This window comes from Paracoccus sp. FO-3, from assembly GCF_006386455.1.
In the GTDB taxonomy this organism is placed as follows: domain Bacteria; phylum Pseudomonadota; class Alphaproteobacteria; order Rhodobacterales; family Rhodobacteraceae; genus Paracoccus; species Paracoccus versutus.
This window is the reverse complement of sequence record NZ_VCBQ01000083.1, coordinates 1-22103: the sequence shown is the minus strand read 5'-3', so window position 1 is coordinate 22103 and position 22103 is coordinate 1. Positions and strand designations below refer to the sequence as shown.

The following is a 22103-nucleotide window of genomic DNA, read 5'->3' as shown; positions in this document are numbered from 1 at the left end:
TCTCACAATTAAGGGCTACGCGACACTTGGTGGAGGCCGCCATCAGCTCTATGTCGTTGCCTTCCGGCTCATCTGGCTTGGGAGGGAGGATCAGCCTGCCGTTGCGGTCATAACGAAAAACTGCACGGGGGCGCTGTTCGGGTTTCGCCGCCTCGGCCGTGGCGCCAAAGCGGATCACATCAGCTTGGGCGCAAGTCGTTGCCAGGAGGATGGAGGTGAGAGCGGCTGGGAAAGCCAGCCGGGCCCGTCGCCAAGCTCCGCGCACCTGCGCGCACAGAGCGGTGCAAAATGGTGCGGTATGCTCGGGGTTACTGAGCCCTATCCGTCGACTCTGACCAGTCGGATAGCGTAACTCTTTGCCGTTCGCGTTCGCCGGCGATAGACGGGATGATTGGGGACCGCACGCAATACTGCTTGCAGAAGCTGTAGATGCCGTTGACCGTCTTGAAGAGGCGCATGTCCTCAGCAGTCCCCCCGCGCCGTGCTTTGAGCAGTGGGATCTCTTGCTTGCCGTCAGGTGAGACGAGTACGACGACCCACTCACCATACCAGTATGAGCTGCGCAGGTAGGCGTCGGAGCGGCACAGCACTTCGAAGTGCCAGCCATCGCGCAAGTATTCCATGAATTCTTTTGCCTGATCCAGAACAAAGTAAGGTGGCTTCATAAAGGCAGGCGATGACACGGTCCGTCTCCATTGACGGTCGCACAGCCCGCGGTTACTGACACCGCAGGCATACGACATTATAAGATCGACAACAACCTTATAATTTCGTCCAATCGTAGAAAGTTGTTGGCGACCTTACAAAATTGTTCATCCGCCAAGCGGCGGACGCCCTACCAATAGCCCGATTTTTTAAAGGGGCCAACAGGATGCGAGGTCGGGAAGAGTGTCTTTCGGGTTACCGGCCGTGTTCGCCAACGCTGTGACCGGACTGCCCGGGGTGCAGCCTGGCCGCAGAGGGCCCGTATTCGTCGGTAACATCTTCTGGAGGAATGACGTCGCAACCGAATGCCAGGAACCGGCCGTCCTTGTTGCCTTGGATCTTCCCCAGTGGATCGGGCGCGAAACCCATCTTCTTCGCCATGCGCATGAACGCCGGTGGGCCGAGGAACAGGCACCTGCGGGCACTTATCTTGAACAGGAAGCGGTTAGCAGCCGCGAGAATGGCCTCTCCGACGCCAGGCTCCTTCTTTGCCACCAGGCGCGTCAATTCCCAAATCTCATCTGAGACAGGGGGAGCAGACTCACACAACTCTGTCGGCATTCCTGACAACAGGCCCAAGCATGCGTCGCGGATCATGTAGGAGCTTTTGGCCCCATCGAAGTTATCGGTCCTAAGCAGCCGAGCCCCACCCAAGACTTCTCCATCACGGTGGGCAACGATGTAGATGGCGCCAATGACCCCGCGAGCTCCCATGTTGTCATACTGATCAAACTCCAGACCATCGGCTGTCTTGAGCCCCCAGTTCTTCTGGTTGATGAAGACTTCCCGGCGCAAATCCCAGAACTTCATGATCAGTGCCCATCCCTTCGCGACCTCGGAGGGAGAACTGAACGACTTGCTCCAGAGCACACTGACAGCGAAGTCCCGTCTGTTGCTTTCTTGACTGGAGGTCTGCGACGCAGCTTCAGTGAGCCTTACCATGTGGGAACCTTGCTAACCCTAGAAACTGACGGCCGGCGAGAGGGTTGGGAAGCCAAAGCCCTCTGTTCGACACCTCGATGGTCACAACCCCATCGACCGCGTAGAAGTCGAAATATTCGTGCAGGGTCTTCACCATATCCTTCGTAAATTCTGGCGTCCTTTGGGAGCAGGTGTCATCTGGGTTCGCGCGCCACGAGCCATCTTCCAACACCTCCACCACCACCACCCCGCCGGTGGCGAGATCATCAAAGTTCTCGTTCAGGCTGGCCACCATCTCCTTTGTGAACCCAACCTTCGCCTCGACGATAGTCCTGGCCTCAGAGGCCCTCTGTTGAAGCATACATGAATCCCTCTTTCGATCCATCAACACCCCGAGGACTGGACATTCCAGCATGATCGGCAGATTTTATACTTTGGGATAAGGTAATTTATGCTTTCGGATAATCCATGCCCATCAACAGCTTGCAAAACTACACCATTGACCGCGCTTGGCTGACCGAACTTGCACCCGCTGGATGGGTGCTGTCGTTCAACTATACTGCCGCTGGTGCCGAGAAGCTCGACAGCACCATGCCTGCAGTTTGGCAGGAGGCGTATGTCCGTGGTGGCGTCTTCCTGGATGACCCGGTGTTCCGCTGGATCGTGAAGGAGCAAAGTGGCGCGACACGGTGGTCGGAGATCGACCTTCCCGATAGCCAATGCGTTCTAAAGGCAGCAGCTGCGCACGGGATGAGGTATGGCATGGCTGCGACCCGCAATGTGAACAGCATCCACTCCTTCATATCGCTGTCACGAGCAGACCGTGAATTTTCGGATTCCGAGGTTCGTGAGGTCACCGAAAAGTTCTTCTACTGGGTTGATTTGCTTCACAATAGGGCTTCCTTGACAGATGGTGAAATCGCCGTCTTGGAGTGCTTGCGGGATGGCCTGTCCCAAGTGGCAGCCGCAGAGCGGCTAGGCGTATCCCTTCCAACGATCAAGTACCGAAGCCAGCAGGCCCAAGACAAACTTAAGGCGAGGACCAGCACGCAAGCCGTGTCGATCGCCAAGGACAGGGGCTTCATCTAAGAAAATTTTATCCCAAAGTTTAAATCGGAGCCCTTTCCTCTTCCCTGTCTTGCTGCCTGCTTCCAACGTCCTCGCCAGACTGCAGCTGGTTGAAGGATAAGTTGCGATGCAAACACAAGGCGCCATGCGACCTACCAACCGATTCATCGGTGAAGTGCGTGAACGGGATGGGATCGGTCTTCGGTATGAGACGGCATCAGGCGACACGGGGGTCGTGTGGCTAATCCAGCCTTCTGACCCCGCGGGCTCGGTTCCTTCGCGAATGACGGTCTTGGGACGGTATCTTGAGCAGACCGGGGCTTTCTCTTGCCCCAAGGGCCGTTAAGACGCTATACAATCTTGTAAGATCGTTTCTGACCTTGCAAGGATGTAGATATGAAGATCAGTAAGTCACTAATACCAATCGCTTTTTCACTGTCAATAGTGCCTGCAATTCCGGTGAAGGCTCACCCGATCGACTGCGCTATCCTGCTCTGCATGGCCGGAGGGTTCCCAGCCAGTTCCGAGTGCGCGCTTGCCAAGGCGGAGGTCATACGACGCATCACCCCGATCCCCGTCGAGCCGCCCCTCCAGCCCTGGCGTTGCCCCATGGGCCTGGACGCCTCGACAGCCGCGAAGATCGGCGTGTCAATGGTGGTCGGGCCAGATGGGTTGAACCCGGAGACCCGCGCGATCCGCGATGGGATCGAAATCTATCATATTCAACGATATTTCCACAAACGCACGGGCGATACCCAATACATCACGGATCGAACTTCGGTCGGCACGTATACGGAAGACGGCAATTTCCAGTGGGCGGCCGGCAGCTACCAGCACGGGCCCTCGTGGTTGGCAGAGGCCACGGGCGGCTACACTGTCACTCGGACCGTTGGATGTGATGATGATCGCCACTCTGTCTACGGGCGCGGCTGCGAACCTATCGAGATCGAGACAACTAACGACCACCGCGGTCATATCCGAGGTGTTTTCATGCGCTATCGTGAATGGGATGGCAGCTACCACGTCGAGGCGATCCGCTACTGAACCTAGCGGGTGCCCGCTGGCGCACATACTAAGAATTGCCGCGGGGCCCTAGTCGTTGTAGGGTTCCGGGTTAAATGCCCCCGTAGAGGAGCCAGAGCAGAATCAGAGACATACGGCCCATAAGTAACCCCCCCCCGCGCGGGGACCGCACGAGGGGGCTTGAGTTAGTAACACAGGTTTGGCGACCTGCATTGCTCCATCAGTTACGAGCATAGTTACTTCCCCGGCCTCGAAAATCAAGAGCAAAAACGCATTTGTGCGAACGGATGTGCTATGCCCGCGGCCCTGCGCCTCACAAGATCGAGGAGCAGAAAACTATGAGCAGATTCGCGGCTTTGGCCGCCCAACCGACATATCCATGCCTGCCGTCCGGCATGACCTTCGGGCACCTGGTAGAGCTGATCGAGCGGCACGCCCGCCGTGCATTCGGGATCGGCCTGGCCCGGCGTGATGCGCTCTTGCGCATGATGCGATCCACATCGGTCAGTGACTGGACCGATCCGCACCGCGATCCGGTCTGCTATCGCGCGCAGCAGGACATGGCAGCGGAGATCGGCATCACGGACCGCGCCTTGCGCGCCCATGAGAGGCACCTGGAGGCGCTTGGCCTGGTGCTGATCGACACAGCGGCCGATGGGCACCGTTCCGGGGCGGAATTGAGCGGCGGCCGGCGCCTGGGGATCAATTTTCGGCCCCTCATCCAGCGTGTGGGCGAGCTGATCGCCTGTGACCGCGACCGCCAGGCCGAGGGCCGTAGGATACAGACCCTGCGCCTCGAATGCTCCGCGCTGAAACGCGACGTCCGCCGCGCCATCGAGCGCCTGGTAGAACTGGAGCCGCGGCATCCTGCGCTTGGATCGCTCCTTCATGCCTTCGCGGCGTGGCCGAGGCGCTACGCCGGTTTTCGGACCGTTGCACAGCTTGAGGGTCACCTGGCGGATATTCGATCCGTCTATGACCAGCTGGCCGAGATCCTGTCATGTCGTGCAGATTCTTCCGGCGTGTCGGAATCCAGGATTCCGGCGATACTAAATACAAACCTAAAGAATCCTGTTTCTTGTAGCGGTTCCTCCGCCAACAATCGGACGGCCCGCAAGCGGGCCGATACCAATCCATATACGGCCGGGCCTAAGGGCCCGCCCGGATGCTCAGAAAAAAATGATCTGCGGCCAGGGCAGGGACGCAAGCCCGAACTGACCGAAACCTTCACCCCGGATCAGCTCTACGCCATGGCATCCGATGACATGCGGCTCTACCTTGATAGCTCAGGTCATAGCCCAGACCAGTTGACCGATCGCGACTTCATCAGTGCCGCGATCGCGAGCCTGGTCGATCTCGGCATCCGGCCCTCTGCTTGGGAAGACGCGGCGGAAGTGATGGGCAATCTGGGCGCGGCGCTGACCGTGCTGGTGATCGACGCCAACAGGTTCCGCTCTGTCGAACCTGTCAGAAAGCCGGGCGCGATGCTCTGCGCTATGACCCGGATCGCCGCCAGGAGTGGGCTGAACCTGCACGGCAGCCTGATCCGGCTGAAGCAATGGAAAATATTTGGAAAATCATGAAAAGAGGATAGAAATGCCAGTTTTGCTTCAAGCCAAGCAGCAGCCGGAAGGTAGGATTTACCTGGACACCATGGACTTTCAAGCATTCTCAGAAGACGGCGAAATCATCGGAACCTGGAGGATGGGGCCGCCGGGCCTGCTATCAGAGGATGAGTATTATTCCCTATGCAGCGAGCAGACCAACCCTCTCGTCAAGGTCGCATTTCGTTTCGTGGAAGATGCCGATTGGGCCGTCCAGGATTGCGCTGTCGATGTGGAATCAGCATGGCGAGTGCAGCTTGAAGGTGAGGTGTTTTGGTGGGTGAACGGCAACATGCGTCACCAGCAGGTCGCGCCGGACTTCGATCTTCCGAACCCAGCATGGAGGATGCCACCGCTGGCCTAGGCCCGACATCGAGCGTGCCCGCCTGGCGCGCATCTTCGATGATGGCCGAAAGGAACCCGTCGAAGGCCTCGAAGATCGCGGGCTGCACGTCAACCCGCGTATATCACTCACACAATTCTCTCATATCGGACCAATATCGCTTCGAACGGTGGACGCCATAACCTACCGACCAGTAACAACCGCTGAGCGCGACGTGGAGCAGAGGAACCCGCAAGCGCTGTCTGGGCGCAACGCCTAAGCAGCAAGCATCGAGAATCGCGGCCTGCCTCAGGAGCCACTGCGACGGAGCCCGTTGGGCGAACAAGGAGACATAACGTGAGTACTGAAAAAATCGGCATCATTATGCACGGCGTCACCGGCCGCATGGGGATGAATCAACACCTGATCCGCTCAATTCTGGCGATCCGCGCCCAAGGTGGCGTCACCCTTTCGAATGGTTCTCAGCTGATGCCCGATCCAATCATCGTCGGTCGCAACCGTGACAAAGTGGCGGCGCTAAGTAACCAACTAGGAATTGAGCGTTTTACCGATGATTTGGACGCGGCTCTGAGCAACCCCTATGACACGATCTTCTTCGATGCTGCCTCGACCCAGCTTCGCCCGACGCTGCTAAAGAAGGCCATCGACGCCGGCAAGCACGTATATTCGGAAAAGCCCGTCTCGGAGGGGCTGGAAGACGCGATCGCCATCGCCCGCTACGCTAAAGAAAAGGGCGTCAAGAACGGTATCGTGCATGACAAGCTCGACTTGCCGGGGCTTCTAAAGCTCAAGCGTCTTCGCGACAGCGGGTTCTTCGGCCGCATCCTGTCGGTGAAGGGCGAGTTCGGCTATTGGGTCTTCGAAGGCGACTGGATGCCGTCTCAGCGCCCGTCCTGGAACTACCGCGCCGAGGATGGCGGCGGCATGATCTCGGACATGCTCTGCCACTGGCGCTACGTGCTCGACAACGTTGTGGCCCCGGTGAAATCCGTCTCCTGCCTCGGCGCCACCCATATCCCGGCACGCATCGACGAGGCCGGCGAGACCTACATGGCCACCGCCGATGACGCCGCCTATGCGAGCTTCCTGCTTGACGGGCCCGAAGGCGATATCGTGGCGCATATTAATTCCAGTTGGTGCACCCGCGTATATCGCGACGACCTCGTGACCTTCCAGGTCGACGGCACGCATGGCTCGGCCATCGCCGGCCTCCATTCGTGCAAATCCCAGCACCGGGTGAACACGCCGAAGCCAGTCTGGAACCCCGACGAGCCGCAGACTATGAATTTTCAGGAAGGTTGGGAAGAGGTCCCAGACAACCAGGACTTCGACAACGGCTTCAAGGTGCAATGGGAGCAGTTCCTGCGCCACGTGGCCGAGGACACGCCCTGGAAATACACGCTTCTAGAAGGCGCCAAGGGCGTGCAGCTGGCTGAGGCCGGATACCAAAGCTGGCGCGAGCGCCGCTGGGTCGATCTCGAGCCGCTGGAGGTTTAAGCATGCTGATCCAATCCGCAACGTTGATGCTGCCCGACGAGTGCGGGCAGATAACGTCCTTCACCTTGGCGCCCGGTGTAGCGCCAGAGCACTCAGACGGCTGGACCCGCACGGCCTATGCGGCGGCTCATGTGGTGGCCGATCCTCTGGCCGACTGCGATCCCTGGATCAATGCGGCCATCGACTGGGACCGGACGCTCGCCTTCCGCGAACATCTCTGGTCACTGGGCTTCGGCGTGGCCGAGGCGATGGATACCGCGCAGCGTGGCATGGGCCTCGACTGGTCCACTTCGCTGGAGCTGATCCAGCGAAGTCAGGCGGTGGCCAAGGCCGGCGGTCATCTGATTGCCAGCGGTGCAGGGACGGATCATCTGACGCCCTCGCCTGAGACTACCATCGACGACGTGATCGCCGCCTATGAGGAACAATGCGAGGCGGTGGAGGCCACCGGCTCGCGCGTGATCCTGATGGCGTCTCGGGCGCTCGCCGCCGTCGCGAAATCGCCCGACGACTATGCCCACGTCTATGGCCGCGTCCTGTCGGGGCTGCAGCAGCCGGCGATTCTGCACTGGCTGGGCGAGATGTTCGACCCCGCTCTCGCGGGGTACTGGGGCTCGTCCGACCACCAGGAGGCGATGGAAACCTGCCTCCAGGTGATCGAGTCCAATGCCGCCAAGATCGACGGTATCAAGATCTCGCTCCTCTCGGCGGAAAAGGAGATCGCGATGCGCCGCCGTCTGCCCGAAGGCGTCCGCATGTATACCGGCGACGACTTCAACTATCCCGACCTCATCGCCGGCGATGATCAGGGCTGTTCCCATGCGCTTCTGGGGATCTTCGACCCGATCGCAGGGGTCGCGGCTCGCGCGCTCACAGCGCTTGGCGGCGGCGATGAGGCTGAATATCGGGCGGCCTTCGACCCGACTGTGCCGCTCTCGCGTCATATCTTCCGCGCACCGACGCGCTTCTATAAGACGGGCGTGGTGTTCCTGGCCTATCTGAACGGCCACCAAGATCATTTCACCATGATCGGCGGACAGGAAAGCACCCGCTCGACTCGCCACCTGGCCGAGATCGTGCGGCTGGCCAGCGCGGCTGGGCTTTTCCCCGACCCCGAAGAGGCGGCGGCGCGCGCCCGTCCGGTCTTCGCTGCGCGCGGCGTGGGAGTCTGACATGGCGGTTCTTGACACAAAATCCGCCGCGCCGCCCGCGCTCGAGGCTGGCATCTCCGCGGCGCGGCTGTCGCTCAACACCGCGACCGTCCGCGAACAATGGAACCTCAAGGAATGCGTCGAAGGCTGCCTTCGGCACGGCCTTGGTGGCATCGCGCCTTGGCGCGACAAGATCCACGAGACAGGCCTGGAAGAGGCAGCGCGCATGATCCGGGGCAACGAACTTCGGGTCTCGGGGCTCTGCCGGGGTGGCTGGTACACCGCCGAAGGCGCGCTGACCGATGCCGTGATCGACGACAACAAGCGCGCCATCGACGAGGCCGTGGCCATCGGCGCGGAGTGCCTTGTTATGGTCGTGGGTGGACTCCCCGAAGGCTCGAAGGACATCGTCGGTGCGCGAGGGATCGTGACCGAAGGGCTGGCGAAGACTCTGGACTATGCCCGGACTGTGGACATGCCCATCGCAATCGAGCCCCTGCATCCTATGTACGCCGCCGATCGCGCTTGCGTAAACACGCTGGGTCAGGCGCTGGACATCTGCGACCAGTTGGGGCCGGGGATCGGCGCGGCCGTCGATGTCTACCATGTCTGGTGGGACCCGGACCTTCTTCCGCAGCTGAGGCGGGCCGGCCAAGAACGGATACTGGCCTTTCATATTTGCGACTGGCTGGTGCCTACGCGGGACCTGCTCACGGACAGAGGCATGATGGGCGATGGTGTGATCGACCTCCGAGGCCTGCGCGCCGCCGTCGAGGCTGAGAGTTTCACCGGTCTCAACGAAGTTGAAATCTTCTCGGAGCTGAATTGGTGGAAACGCGACCCTGATGAAGTCCTGCAAACTCTCATCGAACGGGGGCGGACATGTTGCTAGGGTCTTCGGCCGAAACACCCGAGGCACTTCCTTCCACTGCGTCGAGCACGGCACCATTGGCGGTTGATCCTACTACCCTGATGCAGGCGATGCTCGAAGCGGCCCTGGCGGCGGCAGATCCAGGTCCTGGCCTGCGCGCGGCTCTGCCTCAGCGGCCTGCGGATGGGCGCCTTCTCGTGCTGGGCGCGGGCAAGGCGAGCGCACGAATGGCACAGGTTCTGGAACAGATGTGGGGTCCTTGCGAGGGGCTGATCGTCGTGCCGGAGGGGGCGCGACTTCGGCTGCGCGGGCTGGAACAGGTGGAAGCCTCGCACCCAGTCCCGGACGGCCGAAGTGCTGAGGCGGCCGCACGAATGCTGGCGCTTGCCGGGACACTTGGTCCGCGGGATACCCTGGTCGTCCTGCTTTCTGGTGGAGCTTCCGCCCTTCTGGCCGCTCCGGCGGATGGCCTTACCCTGGCGGACAAGCAGTCCGTCACCCGGATGCTGCTGAGGTCGGGCGCGCCAATCGATGAAATGAACCTCGTTCGGCAGCAGTTTTCGGCGATCAAGGGCGGCCGTCTGGCAGCGGCTGCCAAGGAGGCAACCGTTCTGACCTACCTTGTCAGCGACATCCCCGGGGATCGCGCCGAACTGATTGGATCGGGCCCAACCTTTCCATCGGTAGGCAGCGCGGCCGAAGCACTTGCGGTAATCGCGCGCCACGGTATCGCCCTTCCGGCCCGTGCCCGTGCGCACCTGGAACGCGCGGCCGACCAGTCAGCCCGGGCCGCGCACCTCGGGCCCGCGCCAAGGCACGTCATCGTGGCCTCGCCCCAAGGCGCGCTAGAAGCCGCCGCCAGCGTCGCCCGCGCAGCCGGCGTGACCCCCTGCATTCTTGGCGACGCGATCGAGGGCGAGGCTGTTGACGTTGGTCGGGTGATGGCCGGCATAGCGCAGCAGTCCCTGCGGCATGGCCAGCCCTTTGCGCCGCCGGTTGCCTTTATTTCCGGAGGGGAGACGACCGTAACCGTGCGGAACGGCGCAGGGAAGGGGGGGCGCTGCAGCGAGTATTTGCTGAGTTTCCTGATGACCGCTGCCTATTCTGCGCGCATTTCGGCAATGGCCTGCGACACCGACGGAAGGGACGGATCAGAGCATAATGCCGGAGCCATTTGGCAAGGCGGCAAACCCTTTGATCGAACGGACGCCCGCCGTGCGCTCGAAGAACACGACGCATGGACCTTCTTCGAGCGCAATCAGGCGCTGGTCCAGACCGGGCCGACGCATACCAATGTCAATGATTTCCGCGTCGCGCTGGTCCTTTGACGTTCCGCTGCGCTGCACCTCCACCTCTCTGTTGCCTTGCAGGCGTTGAGAGGCTACCAACTTGGCGACCCACCATCACTCGGCCGCGCCTATGACATCCCAGAAGATCAGCCGCCCACGCAAGCGCGATGCTGAGGCGACGAAGCAGCGCATCCTGCAAGCCGCGCTTGAGGAATTCTCGACCCATGGGCATTCCGGGGCGCGGGTTGATCGCGTGGCCGAGGGGGCGGGCGTTAGCAAGCCGATGATCTATGAATACTTTGGCGACAAGGATACGATCTACGCCGCCGCCCTGCGCGAGGCCTATGTGCGCATCAGGCAAGCTGAAAAGCATCTCGACCTCGACGCATTGCCCCCCGAGGCCGCAATTCGCGAGCTCGTTCGATTTACGATGAACCATTTCCGCCGCAACCCTTGGTTCGTCTCAATGCTGGCGATCGAGAACCTGCGGGGCGGCCAGACCATCCGGCAGGTCGGCGATGCACCTCTGATTCAATCCGTGCTGGTTGAGCGGGTCGGTGAAGTACTGAAACGCGGCATCGGCGCGGGCCTCTTCCGCGACGATATAGATCCGGTCGACTTCTATGTCTTCATCGCTTCGCTCTGCTATTTTCCGATTTCCAACACCCATACCCTAAAGGCCGTCTTCAAGCTGCCGGTCGACGACGCCTGGCTGGACAAGCGCAGCGCCGACGCCACGGAAATGCTGCTGGGTTTTCTCAGGCAAGCACCATAGCCGCGTCTGCCATGAGATGCTTGCGCACTTCGCGCAAGTGCTCCCGCAGCGGCGCTTCGTCCGTGCTCGCGCCGCTCCAGCAAAAGCCCAAGACAAGTTGCGCGGCTGCGAACCCGGGACTGGATTGCACCAAGGGCAACATCATAAAGCGCGTTTTCGTTCGTCCCTCGTGCCGCGCCCCAGCGCATCGCAGCAGCTGCGAGCCATCTAGGGGGGTGGGCGAGTCCGCCTCGACCCTGACGCTTTCGAATGGCTTGAAGCGCTCGCTGTTGAGATTGTAACCGCCGAGGTGGATCCCGATCTGCAGCTCTGAACCCAGACTGGCGGCGAAAGCGGTCTCGCCGGTCTGGTCCCGCAGGTAACGCACCAACACCGGGAGGAGATGGCCCGCAAATTCGAAACCCCGCGCGGCGAGGGAGATGCTCTGGGGAACGGACCCGATCAGAAGATTTCCCTCCACGTCACGGGTGAGCCATGACAAGAACTCCAAATCGTCGATCGTTTGGTAAGCTGAACTCTTTGGTAGACGGAGCAATTGCGAGATCTGATAGGCTGTGCTTATTGGCTCCGTGGCGACCAGCGTGACGATGTCTACCAGCCGCCGTACCGACTCGCTATAGCCTGGCCGCGTAACCGACACCGGGGACCTGACAGCCGCGTCCTTGTTGCTTCGCCTAAGTATTGATGCCTTGCGGCGGCGAAGTCGCCCGGCTGCATGCACATGGCTATCGGGACTGCTCCAGTCCACTTTCTTCTCCGCTTGGATGTCTGCCCGCACCGACGGGGTCTCGTGCCCGCGCGTTACGACGACCTGCAGATCTGCCTCGACGATACGCGGCACCGACCGACCAAAGAGCACGTTCAGCGCCACCTGGACGCTGGCCGCGCCCATGGCGGCCGGATAGTCCAGCCCGCAGAGTGGAATTCGCTCTTGAACCGCCATCTTATACATAAGATTCAGCTCGCCGCCGGTATGAGGCGGTATCTCGCCACGCTGGAAGCCAGCATCGAGAAAGGCGTTGATCGCACCGATGCCTTGCAGTCCGGAATCGCACCAGACCCCGTCGGGCATCCACCCCCGTGCAAGATGACCGCGAATTGCGGCATAGCCCCGATCTGCCAGCCAGTCGGTGTAATCGACGGCCGCCAGTTCGATCCCCGGGAAGCGAGAGAAGGTCTGCAAGGCCGCCTCCAGCCTCAACTTGCTGGGGGAGGCGCTTTCCAGCCCGGAGAGCAGTGCGACCCGGCCCTGCCCACCCAGCCGTTCGGCCAGCCAGAGGGCGCTGATACGTCCGACTGTCACGTCCGATGCCGTCACCAGCGAAACCAGTGTCTCTCCATCGCCGCAGAACCGATCCACACCGACCATTGGCAGACCCCGACCCGCCAAATCCGCAATCGTGGCTTCCAAGCCGGGATGCCGTTCCGAGGCCGCGCTGATGATACAAATGTCCGCCCCTTCCTGCCACATCTCGCGCAACTGCGCGCTTTGCAGATCGGGGTCATTCTCTGCGTTACGCACGATCACCCGCGCCACGATTTCACTTTGGGCTTGGGCCGCGTGCAGCAAGCTGCGCTCGAGCGCCTGGCGCCATGGATGAGCATCCGAGGCGTTGGCGAAGCCGATGACGAATGGTGGCGCGCAGCGGTAGCGGTCGGTCGCAATCATCTTCAACACGTCGGTTTCGAGTTGCGCCATGCGTGGCATGCCCGGGGTACGGGCACCTGTCAAACCGATCCCGGCGCGGAGTGGCATATCCCCACGCAGAGGGGTATAGAAAAGCCTTTCCGCCGAGGAGCCAAGGGCGATGTAGCCACGTTCCGTGCGGCGCAGCAGCCCCTCGCTAATCATGTCTCCGATGATCTTGTATCCCGTCGAAACCGGAATTGCAGCCTCCTCAAGCACCTCGCCGATCCGTCTTTCGGGACACTTCGGCCCAAAACAGGCCAGTATCGCGCTGATTCGCAGATAACTTTTCACGAACGCCTCCTCCTCGTCGGCGGTTCCCCTTCCTCCGATCAGGCCATCTTCCAGCCCGGTCGATCAAGCCTCTTTTCTCTTATGCTGGACCAATCATTGCATGGAGCGTGGACAGCCAGAGGTACCGGCTCTTACCTACTAGGCAGTAATAAAGTCTCTGGGAGGAGAGAAAATGAACCTAGAAAGCCGCAATCCGACGACCGGAGAGCTGATCGGAACTTATCCTCCGCACGACGCGGCAGAGATCGAGACTCGTCTTCGGCGCGCGCATGAAACGGCCGCAGTCTGGCGCAGCGAAGTGAGCATGCCCGAGCGGGTCGCGCTGATGCTGCGGCTCGCTGAACTTCTGGAGAGCCGAGCCGAGGACTATGGCAGGCTGATTACCAGCGAAATGGGTAAGCCCCTTTCCGAGGCCATCGCAGAAGTAAGAAAATCCGCCACCGGCGCGCGCCATTTCGCAGAGAAGGGGCCGGATTACCTGGCGGATTCCCCGATCGAGGGGCTGAACGCGCGGGTGGTCTATGAACCGCTTGGCGCGATCTTCGCGATCATGCCCTGGAACTTGCCTTTCTGGCAGGTGCTGCGGTTCTTCATCCCGACAGCGCTGGCGGGCAATACGGTGCTGGTCAAGCATTCCGACAGCGTGCAGGGCTGCGCCCACGCGCTCGAGCAGCTGGTGCTGGATGCCGGGGCTCCGAGGGGACTTTACCAAAACCTCTCAATCCGGCGCGACGCCGTTGCCGGCATCGTCGCTGACCCCCGAATTGCTGCCGCGACCGTCACCGGCAGCACGGCCGCCGGCCGCGCTGTGGCGCAGGTCGCCGGCGAAAACGGCAAGAAGGTCGTGCTCGAGCTGGGCGGCTCGGATCCCTTTCTGGTCTTCGAGGACGCTGAACTGGACAAAGCAGTCAAGATGGCGGTCCTTTCACGATTTTCGAACAATGCGCAAAGCTGCATTGCTGCCAAGCGTATCCTGGTCGCTGAGTCGGTCTACGATGCCTTCGAGGCCGCATTTCTCTCCGGGGTCAAAGCGCTTGCCGTTGGCGACCCGACTGCACCCGAAACCCAATTCGGTCCGCTGGCGCGTGATAGCGTCGTGCGTGACACCGAGCGCCAAGTCGCGGATGCGGTCGCGCAAGGCGGCCGCATTCTCTGCGGCGGCAAGCGACTCGAGCGGCCCGGGAATTTCTTCGCCCCCACCGTGATCGCGGACCTGCCCCACGATGCCCCGATTGCACACGAGGAAATTTTCGGTCCGGTGGCGCTGCTTTTCCGCGTCGCTGACGAGAAGCAGGCCATCGCGATGGCAAATGACAGCGAATTCGGTCTCGGCGCGACAGTCTGGAGCGGCGACGCCGCGCGGGTTGCAAGAGTGGTTTCCGCCCTCGATGCAGGCGCAGTCTTCATCAACAGCTTCGTGCGCTCCGACCCCCGCGCACCCTTTGGTGGCATAAAAGCATCGGGCTATGGGCGCGAGTTGGGCGCGCTTGGTGCACGCGAGCTGACCAACGCCAAGCTGGTCTTCTCGGATTGAAGCACGGCCCTACGGCCCCCTTTCGGAAAGTAGCTAAAATGCAAACCACAACAGAACGGCGCTTCGGCGCTGCGAAGGAAGACGTGCCGCTTCTTCAAATGGTAGGGATCAGCAAGTCCTTCGGCCAGGTGGAGGTGTTGCAGGGCATCGACCTGACCTGCACCGCGGGCACCTTGACGGCCATCTGCGGGGAGAATGGCGCGGGCAAGTCCACCTTGATGAACATTTTGGGCGGCGTTTTTGCCCCAAGTGCCGGTGAAATCTACATCGACGGGCAGGCCATCTCTTTCACCCACCCATCAGAGGCAAAAGCCCGCGGCATTGCGGTGATCCACCAGGAGCTGAACCTTCTCCCTCACCGCAGCGTCGCCGATAATATTTTCCTCGGACGCGAGCCGGTGCGCTTCGGGATGCTCGACCGGCGCCGTATGAACCGGGACTCGGCCGCCGCGCTGCGCCGACTGGGCAGTGACATAGACCCACGTACCCCTTGTGGCGCCCTGTCCATCGCCGAGCAGCAGCTTGTCGAGATCGCGCGTGCATTGACTGAGGAAGCGCGCATTTTGGTCTTCGATGAGCCGACTGCGGCACTGGATGAAAGCGAAACCCGCGCATTGTTTGGGCTGATCGGTGAGCTGAAGGCGGCAGGTGTGGCTATGCTCTACATTTCGCACCGAATGGCCGAAATCCGCGAGCTCGCTGACCGTATCTCGGTGATCAAGGACGGTCGCCGGGTGGCTACGATGGCGGCGGCCGAGGCCAGCATCGATAACGTCATTCAACTGATGGTCGGGCGGGTCTTGGGCGACTTCTTCCCGCAGCCCGCCAGCGCCCCCGGCGGTGAAAGCCTGCTGAGCGTCCGGGGCGGTGGAAACGCGCAACTCCGAGGCATCGATTTAGATGTTCGCTCGGGCGAGATACTCGGCATCGCCGGGTTGGAGGGGTCGGGCAAAGCCGCCCTTGCGCGTGCTTTGGCCGGTGTAGACCCATTCCAATGGGGCGAGGTCGAGGCCTTCGATCGCCTTGGGGCTCCGCGGTCCCCACGACAGGCTGCAAGGCGGGGCATCGCCGCGATCCCGGATGACCGCAAGCGCGATGGTCTGGGCCTGTCACAATCGCTGCGCAACAACGTAGGCTTGACGCTTCGGGCCGTCACCAACCCTCTGGCGTCGGCGACTTCGGGCGGGCGCAGCCATCGCCGCCTTGATGCACTTTTGGCCGAAACCGAAGTGCGCTGCGCAGATTTCGGAATGCCAGTAGGCGAATTGTCCGGCGGCAATCAGCAAAAGGTGATGTTCGCGCGCTGGCGGGCCGTTGCACCACGAGTCTGGATCGTCTCAGAGCCCACCCGAGGCATCGACGTGGGCGCACGCGCCGCAATCTACCGAATGCTGCGCGGCTTCGCCGAGGCAGGTGGCGCTGTGCTGGTGGTCTCCTCCGACCTGATGGAGCTGATTGGCCTATGCGACAGAATCGGTGTTATGGCGGCAGGGCAACTGGTGGCTGAACTTCCGCGCGGGACTTCCGAGGACGAGATCATACGCCACGCAATGCGCCATGACCCGCCACAGGTAGGCCGGTCCCAGGGGCAGGCCCTGTCGGCTAGAGACGGGGACGCCGCATGAACATGACGACATTTTCATTTCAGGGTCCAATGACCGCAATGCGTGCAACCTGGCATCAACAGGGCATCGCAATTAGCCTCACCACCGCATCGATCGTCTTCTACGCGTTCACAGCGGTTGTGACGGGGCAGTTTTCTCAAGTCTCCTTTGCCGGCTTTCTAGGACTTTTCGAACGCACTGTCGCCTTGTCGCTAGTCGCGATGGGCCAAGCCGTCGTCATCGCTGGCGGCGCAATCGATCTTTCAGTTGCCAATATAGTCAGCGTCGCGGCCGTTCTCGCCGCCTATTTCATGCAGAACGATCCTGGCAATATTGCCGAAGCGACGGTCATGGTCATCGCGATCTGCGGTTCCGTCGGCGTCCTGAACGGCCTGCTGGTCACCTTGCTACGGGTCAGCCCATTGATTGCGACGCTGGGTACCAGCCTTGTGCTTCAGGGGATTCTCAGCCTGTCCTATGGAGCGCTTCAAGGTACCGTGCCGAAGACGTTCCAAGTGGTCGCCTATGGCAAACTGGGAGGCGTCCCGGTTTCGCTGCTGTCGCTGCTGACCATCGCCTTGCTAACTGCTTTTGTCCTGCAGCGAACCCGTACTGGAAGTCGGCTTCTCGCCGTCGGGGGCAATCCCCGCGCCGCCCGGCTGGCAGGTATTCACGGCAGCCGCGTCACCGTTGCCACATTTGCCTTCTCCGCGGTTATGAGCGCCTTGGCAGGCCTCTACCTTGCCAGCCGTCTAGGCACAGGTACGCCCTGGATCGGGCGGGACGGCAGCTATGACCTCAGCTCCATCGCAGCGGCAGTGATCGGCGGGACGCTCTTGTCCGGTGGGCGCATCAGTATCGCGGGCACCCTCGCGGGGGTCCTCGTTTTCGCTGCTACCGATGCAATCTTCAACATGCTCCAGATCGATCCATTCCTAAGCCAAGTCCTGCGCGGCGTGATCGTGATCGCGGCAGTGGCCAGCTACACCTATCGCAGCCGGGAGGAAGCGGCATGAAAGCACTGATCAAGTACAACCCCGCGCTGCCGCTCCTATTAATTCTGCTGGCACTCATGATTTATCTAAGCCCGCTTTACCAGACCGGCCCCGGCCTGATGAGCTTTCTCCAGCGCGCCGCACCGCTGGTAATCCTGACCTGCGGGGCCACTTTCGTTCTGATATCGGGCGGGTTCGACCTATCTTCCGGCTCGCTCATCACGCTGGTGGTGATTGCTGGCGCGATGATCACTCGCGGCGACCCCGCATTCGCCGGTCTCGCACTGGCCAGTGTCGTCGGTATCGGCCTCTGCGTTGGGATGATCAATGGCCTCGCCGTCGCTTTTCTCAAGGTGCCCTCAATCATCACCACGTTGGGAACGCTTCTTGCGGTCAAAGGCATCGCGATGGCTTGGTCGGGCGGCGCGCCGTCCTCTTCCCTACCCGAGAACATGCGTAGCCTCGGACGCGGGCGCATCGACGATGTGCCGCTGACTGGCTCGCTGCCCTATAGCGTCATCGCCCTGATCGCGAGCCTCGCAGCGACCTATTGGCTGCTGCATCGCACTAACTTCGGTCGCATGGTTTTCATGCTGGGTGACAATCCGCGCGCAGCCGCGCTGGCGGGGGTGCCGACGCAGCGTGTCCGAATTGCCTGCTTCGCGGTCTCGTCCCTTTGCGCAGTCCTCGCGGGCCTGCTGCTGGGCGGCTATTCCGGCGTTTCGGTTGATGTGGGCGGCGACTATGCGTTGCAGGCAGTCGCAGCGGCGGTGATCGGCGGCGTCGTCCTGCTAGGCGGGCGTGGCTCGATCGCAGGGGCCGCCTGCGGTGCGCTGACGCTCTACGCAATCTTTACCGTGCTGAACCTCGTCGGCGTTTCCCAACCCGTCCGCCTAGCCGTTCAGGGGGCCATTCTCGTGCTGGCCGCCGCCATGACAAGCCGACGAGAATGAGCGCCGCCCCCTTCCGGACAGCCTTCCCCACTCCGGTGGCAACCGACCAAACCAACCAAATGAAAATTGTCTGACAGGAGGAGATGACAATGAAAAAGGTAACAAGACAGACCATGCTGGCCGGCGTCTTAGCGCCGTTCGTAGCCACCGCGCAGGGAGGCGCGATGGCACAGGTCGCCAATGTCGACATTGACAAGGAACATGCCGCGCAGGTTGCGCTGATGTCGGCGACCCCGAACGGTCCCGCCGACAAGCCCTGGGAGCAGTGGTTCGACGCCGAGTTGGCCGATACCTCGGCCCATGCAAAGCCCGGTCCGTACCGGGTCTGCTTTTCGAATGCCAGCGTCAGCAACGCCTGGCGCGTGACCGGCTGGACCACGATGAAGGCCGAAGTCGACCTGCACCCGGACGAGATCGCCAGCTTTGACTATGCCGATGCACAGGGAAATGACAACAAGCAGATCTCGGACATCCGCTCGTTCCTCAACAGCGGCTCGTGCGATGTGCTGATCGTCTCGCCGAATACGTCGGCGGCGCTGACCCCCGTGGTCGAAGAGGCCTGCAAGCAGCTGCCGGTCATCACCTTCGACCGCTCGGTAAACACCAGTTGCCCGGTGACCGCCGTGCGCTCGATCGGCGGCTATGCCTGGGGCAAAGCTGCGGCCGATTATGTGGTCGCCAATGTGCCGAAGGGCGGCAACGTACTGGTCCTTCGCACCGCGCCCGGCCTCGACATCTTTGAAACCCGTTGGGCAGCCGCAGAAAAGGTGTTTGCCGAAGCCGACGTCAAGGTGATCGGCAACGAGTTTGTCGGCGGCGACAGGGCGAAGGCCAAGGCGACAGTTGTCGACTATCTCAGCCGCACCGGACATATCGATGCGGTCTGGGTCGATCTTGGCGTGGTGTCTGTCGCTGTGGCGGAGGCTTTCCAAGATATGGGCCTTCCTTATCCGGTCATCACCGGCGAGGATGAACAGGACTATCTCCAGGCTTGGAAGGATGATGGCTTCAAGGGAATCGCCCCCACCTATCCCGCGTTCCAGTGGCGTACCGCTGTGCAGGCCGCGCTGAAGGTACTGAAGGGCGAACCCGTTCCCGCCCCGGAATGGATTCTGCCGCAGCCGGTCATCACCGAGGCCGAGCGTGACGCGTTCATCGATCCGCAACTGCCGCCGCTGCATTTCGCCACATGCGGCTGCGAGTCGATGCCCGGCTACCCGCAACGGTGGGGAGCGAACGACTGATGACACGAAACATCCAGGCGGTTGACTATCTGATCCTGGGTGGGGGCTCGGCGGGCTGTGTGCTCGCCGCGCGCCTCTCTGAGGATCCGTCGAAGACCGTTCTTTTGATCGAAGCCGGTCGCGACATCACGCGGGATTCCATGCCCAAAGATATCCGTGCCCGTTATCCCGGCCTGGCCTATCTTGACCGCGCGAATATCTGGCCCACCCTCGAGGCTCGCATAAGCGGCGCTCCCAATACAAAGGGAAAGCAGGCCCCTCGCCTGTATGAGCAGGGACGGGTTCTGGGTGGCGGTTCAGCGATCAATGCCATGGTCGCCAACCGCGGCGCGCTAGATGATTACGATGAATGGGGCCGCATCGGAGCGGAGGGTTGGGACGGCGAGACCGCCTTGCGCTATTTTCGCAAGCTTGAGCGGGACGTTGATTTTGACAACGAATATCATGGTAAGGACGGCCCTATTCCCGTCCGCCGATTGCCGGCCAACAAAGTCTCTCGCTTCGTGCAGGCGGTCAAGCGGACACTCGTGGCTCAGGGCTACCCGGCTCGTGATGACCAGAACGGTCTGTGGGAGGATGGCGTTTTTCCCGCATGCATCACTGTCAGCGACGACGGCCACCGAGTCCCGGCCTCGGTCGGCTATCTGACCGATGAGGTTCGTGCCCGCTCGAACCTGACAATTCAGACCGGGACCCATGCCCTGAAACTGACGTTCGACGGCAAGCGCGTGACGGGCGCCGAGGTGGCCCGCGATGGTGAAGATCCCTGTCCCATCCCGGCAGGCGAAACATTGGTGACCATGGGAGGCATTCATTCCTGCGCGCTGCTGTTGAGAAGCGGGATCGGACCTGCGGAAGAATTGCAATCGCTTGGTATCTGTTCCCGTCATGATCTGGCTGGCGTCGGCAAGAACCTGATGGAACACCCGCTTATCGCCGTCTCGACCTACCTTCCTCCGGCCCTTCGGATGCAAGATCTCGAGGAGCATCATGATCAGGCGCTGTTGCGCTACACCTCGTCGATTTCCGACGCTGAGGCGGGCGACATGCACTGCGCCATCCTGGGACGGACCGCCTGGCACGGCATTGGCCAGAGACTTGGCACAATTCTCGTTTGGGTCAACAAAGCATTTTCGCGCGGCGAAGTCCGTCTGCGTAGCGCAGACCCGAGAGTGGAACCTGAGGTCGATTTTCGTCTGCTCTCGGATCCGCGAGATATGGAACGCCTGAAGGAGGGCTTCCGGCTGGCCGCTAAGATACTCTCGAATCCCGATCTGAAGCAGGTATGTGGCCCGGTCTTCCCGACCAGCTATTCCGAACGGGTAAAGCGCGTATCTGCACCAGGCCCATGGAACGCCTTCCAATTGCGGCTTTTCTCAAAGATGCTCGACTGGGCAGGACCGCTGCGCAACCTGTTGATCCATACTGTCGTCACCATGGGCATAAGCCTGCGGAAACTGCTCGCCGACGACAGGGGTCTGGAAGAGTTCATCGGAAACTCCGTGTCAGGGGTATGGCACGCGTCAGGTACCTGCCGCATGGGCGCCCCAGATGACCCGATGGCGGTCACAGACGGAGGCGGGCGGGTCCTGGGACTTGATGGCCTGAGGGTGTGTGACTCCTCGATCATGCCATCCATCCCGCGCGCCAATACTAACCTGCCGACCATGATGCTGGCCGAGCGCTTGGCAGATGTCATCAAGGCAAACGCGGATGCCGGCCTTTCCGGGACTTAATTGCTTCGGACTGCTTGCCAGGCGCGCCACCGGAGATGCGGGACGATTTCTGCATCTCTGCGCCTACCCGCCATTCCGATCCCGCGCGACAATCTCGATCTGCGGATGACGTCGCAGCCAGGCGGACACAGTCGCGGGCTCGCGATCCGGCAGGAGGTCGATGACAGCGCGGCGCTCGAGATCACAGACCAAGGTGCCGTAGCGCTGCCCCTTGCGCCAAGCCCAGTCGTCAATGCCGACGACACGCGGTCGCGGAAACGGCTCATTCGCCGGTCGCACTGCGCCTCGCAGGAAGGTGTCTTTGCTGACGCGCAGCAGAATGCGACGCCCAAGTGCCTGGGCAGGTCGGCCCCCCATGGCCCGACCAAGATATGCAACAAGATCCTGGAAGCGGCCCGTTCGCCGACCATGCGGCTGCGCGAGAGAGACCGGGACTGCCTCGCTAAACGTCTTGACCGGGCATTGCGCAATCAGACATCGGAACCGTCGAACCGAAAGGCGCAGCTGAACAGTTCGACCGTGGGCGGGCAGATCTGCGAGACTGCGGACATAGCACCCATGTCGGCGCGCTGACCGGAAGCCGCACTCCGGGCAGAACGCTTCGGACCGGATCATCTCCGCATCAACCGAAATCACGGCGCCGTCGACCCTGTATCCGGTTGCGCGCACCCCCTCAGGCAAAAGCTTGGTATCGTAGCGTGCCTGCATGATGTCCACCTCCTTGAACAAACACGCTCAATGTAGAGCTGGCGCATACAGACATCACACAATCTGCGTCAGAGCCCCTTTTGATGGGGTGGATGCCCCCG

20 protein-coding genes are annotated in these 22103 nt (G+C 61.6%); 15 read left to right on the top strand and 5 right to left on the bottom strand.

Annotation, left to right across the window (positions count from 1 at the left end):
* Nucleotides 1-308 precede the first annotated feature (308 nt).
* From FE811_RS19505 to FE811_RS19495, 3 genes are all read right to left on the bottom strand, one after another.
* Nucleotides 309-683 carry a hypothetical protein gene (locus tag FE811_RS19505; protein ID WP_140848480.1) on the bottom strand — a complete coding sequence of 125 codons (375 nt, stop codon included), beginning with the start codon at nt 681-683 and terminating at the stop codon, nt 309-311.
* Nucleotides 684-900: 217 nt separating this feature from the next.
* Nucleotides 901-1647: an acyl-homoserine-lactone synthase gene (locus tag FE811_RS19500; RefSeq protein WP_116171324.1), complete on the bottom strand. Its 747-nt coding sequence runs from the start codon at nt 1645-1647 to the stop codon at nt 901-903.
* Nucleotides 1631-1987 (bottom strand): hypothetical protein, encoded by a 357-nt coding sequence (locus FE811_RS19495; RefSeq protein WP_219848909.1) that lies wholly within the window; start codon nt 1985-1987, stop codon nt 1631-1633. Before FE811_RS19495 ends, FE811_RS19500 begins: the two co-directional genes overlap by 17 nt.
* A 107-nt stretch (nt 1988-2094) precedes the next feature.
* Here FE811_RS19495 and FE811_RS19490 point away from each other — a divergent pair, with 107 nt between their 5' ends.
* The 9 genes from FE811_RS19490 to FE811_RS19450 all read left to right on the top strand — a co-directional run bounded on the left by FE811_RS19490 (nt 2095) and on the right by FE811_RS19450 (nt 11247).
* Nucleotides 2095-2715, top strand: a complete 621-nt coding sequence (locus tag FE811_RS19490) for an autoinducer binding domain-containing protein (protein WP_140848476.1) — start codon at nt 2095-2097, stop codon at nt 2713-2715.
* A gap of 375 nt (nt 2716-3090) precedes the next feature.
* On the top strand, nt 3091-3738 hold the full coding sequence (locus FE811_RS19485; RefSeq protein WP_032488774.1) for a hypothetical protein: 648 nt from the start codon (nt 3091-3093) through the stop codon (nt 3736-3738).
* A 317-nt stretch (nt 3739-4055) separates the two neighbouring features.
* Nucleotides 4056-5300 (top strand): replication initiation protein RepC, encoded by a 1245-nt coding sequence (gene repC, locus FE811_RS19480; RefSeq protein WP_181180897.1) that lies wholly within the window; start codon nt 4056-4058, stop codon nt 5298-5300.
* On the top strand, nt 5287-5685 hold the full coding sequence (locus tag FE811_RS19475) for a hypothetical protein (protein WP_140848472.1): 399 nt from the start codon (nt 5287-5289) through the stop codon (nt 5683-5685). Before repC ends, FE811_RS19475 begins: the two co-directional genes overlap by 14 nt.
* Before the next feature lie 315 nt (nt 5686-6000).
* On the top strand, nt 6001-7161 hold the full coding sequence (locus FE811_RS19470; protein WP_140848470.1) for a Gfo/Idh/MocA family protein: 1161 nt from the start codon (nt 6001-6003) through the stop codon (nt 7159-7161).
* Nucleotides 7162-7163: 2 nt separating this feature from the next.
* Nucleotides 7164-8333, top strand: a complete 1170-nt coding sequence (locus tag FE811_RS19465) for a dihydrodipicolinate synthase family protein (RefSeq protein ID WP_181180896.1) — start codon at nt 7164-7166, stop codon at nt 8331-8333.
* A 1-nt stretch (nt 8334) separates the two neighbouring features.
* On the top strand, nt 8335-9204 hold the full coding sequence (locus FE811_RS19460; RefSeq protein WP_140848468.1) for a sugar phosphate isomerase/epimerase: 870 nt from the start codon (nt 8335-8337) through the stop codon (nt 9202-9204).
* Between the two features lie 80 nt (nt 9205-9284).
* On the top strand, nt 9285-10511 hold the full coding sequence (locus FE811_RS19455) for a glycerate kinase (RefSeq protein WP_072464213.1): 1227 nt from the start codon (nt 9285-9287) through the stop codon (nt 10509-10511).
* A 61-nt stretch (nt 10512-10572) separates the two neighbouring features.
* Nucleotides 10573-11247, top strand: coding sequence for a TetR family transcriptional regulator (locus FE811_RS19450; protein WP_219848908.1), 675 nt, complete (start codon nt 10573-10575; stop codon nt 11245-11247).
* On the opposite strand, the gene FE811_RS19445 is transcribed toward FE811_RS19450, so the two are convergent.
* Nucleotides 11231-13228 carry a substrate-binding domain-containing protein gene (locus FE811_RS19445; RefSeq protein ID WP_140848466.1) on the bottom strand — a complete coding sequence of 666 codons (1998 nt, stop codon included), beginning with the start codon at nt 13226-13228 and terminating at the stop codon, nt 11231-11233. The genes FE811_RS19450 and FE811_RS19445 overlap by 17 nt on opposite strands.
* Before the next feature lie 172 nt (nt 13229-13400).
* On the opposite strand from FE811_RS19445, the gene FE811_RS19440 reads away from it, so the two are divergent.
* The 6 genes from FE811_RS19440 (at nt 13401) to FE811_RS19415 (ending at nt 21294) form a co-directional block, all read left to right on the top strand.
* A complete protein-coding gene (locus FE811_RS19440) occupies nt 13401-14762 on the top strand; it encodes an NAD-dependent succinate-semialdehyde dehydrogenase (RefSeq protein WP_140848464.1) in 1362 nt (453 codons plus the stop codon).
* Nucleotides 14763-14800: 38 nt separating this feature from the next.
* On the top strand, nt 14801-16387 hold the full coding sequence (locus FE811_RS19435; RefSeq protein ID WP_219848907.1) for a sugar ABC transporter ATP-binding protein: 1587 nt from the start codon (nt 14801-14803) through the stop codon (nt 16385-16387).
* Nucleotides 16384-17382, top strand: a complete 999-nt coding sequence (locus tag FE811_RS19430; protein ID WP_140848461.1) for an ABC transporter permease — start codon at nt 16384-16386, stop codon at nt 17380-17382. The genes FE811_RS19435 and FE811_RS19430 overlap by 4 nt, the downstream gene beginning before the upstream one ends.
* Nucleotides 17379-18314 carry an ABC transporter permease gene (locus FE811_RS19425; protein WP_072464218.1) on the top strand — a complete coding sequence of 312 codons (936 nt, stop codon included), beginning with the start codon at nt 17379-17381 and terminating at the stop codon, nt 18312-18314. The genes FE811_RS19430 and FE811_RS19425 overlap by 4 nt, the downstream gene beginning before the upstream one ends.
* 89 nt (nt 18315-18403) lie before the next feature.
* Nucleotides 18404-19558, top strand: coding sequence for an ABC transporter substrate-binding protein (locus FE811_RS19420; protein WP_219848906.1), 1155 nt, complete (start codon nt 18404-18406; stop codon nt 19556-19558).
* The gene (locus FE811_RS19415; protein WP_140848457.1) at nt 19558-21294 is read left to right on the top strand and encodes a GMC family oxidoreductase; all 1737 of its coding nucleotides are present in this window, start codon (nt 19558-19560) and stop codon (nt 21292-21294) included. Before FE811_RS19420 ends, FE811_RS19415 begins: the two co-directional genes overlap by 1 nt.
* 63 nt (nt 21295-21357) lie before the next feature.
* Here the strand turns inward: FE811_RS19415 and FE811_RS19410 are convergent, their stop codons facing one another.
* Complete coding sequence (locus FE811_RS19410) at nt 21358-22002, bottom strand: transposase family protein (protein ID WP_140848455.1); 645 nt, start codon at nt 22000-22002, stop codon at nt 21358-21360.
* Nucleotides 22003-22103 lie beyond the last annotated feature (101 nt).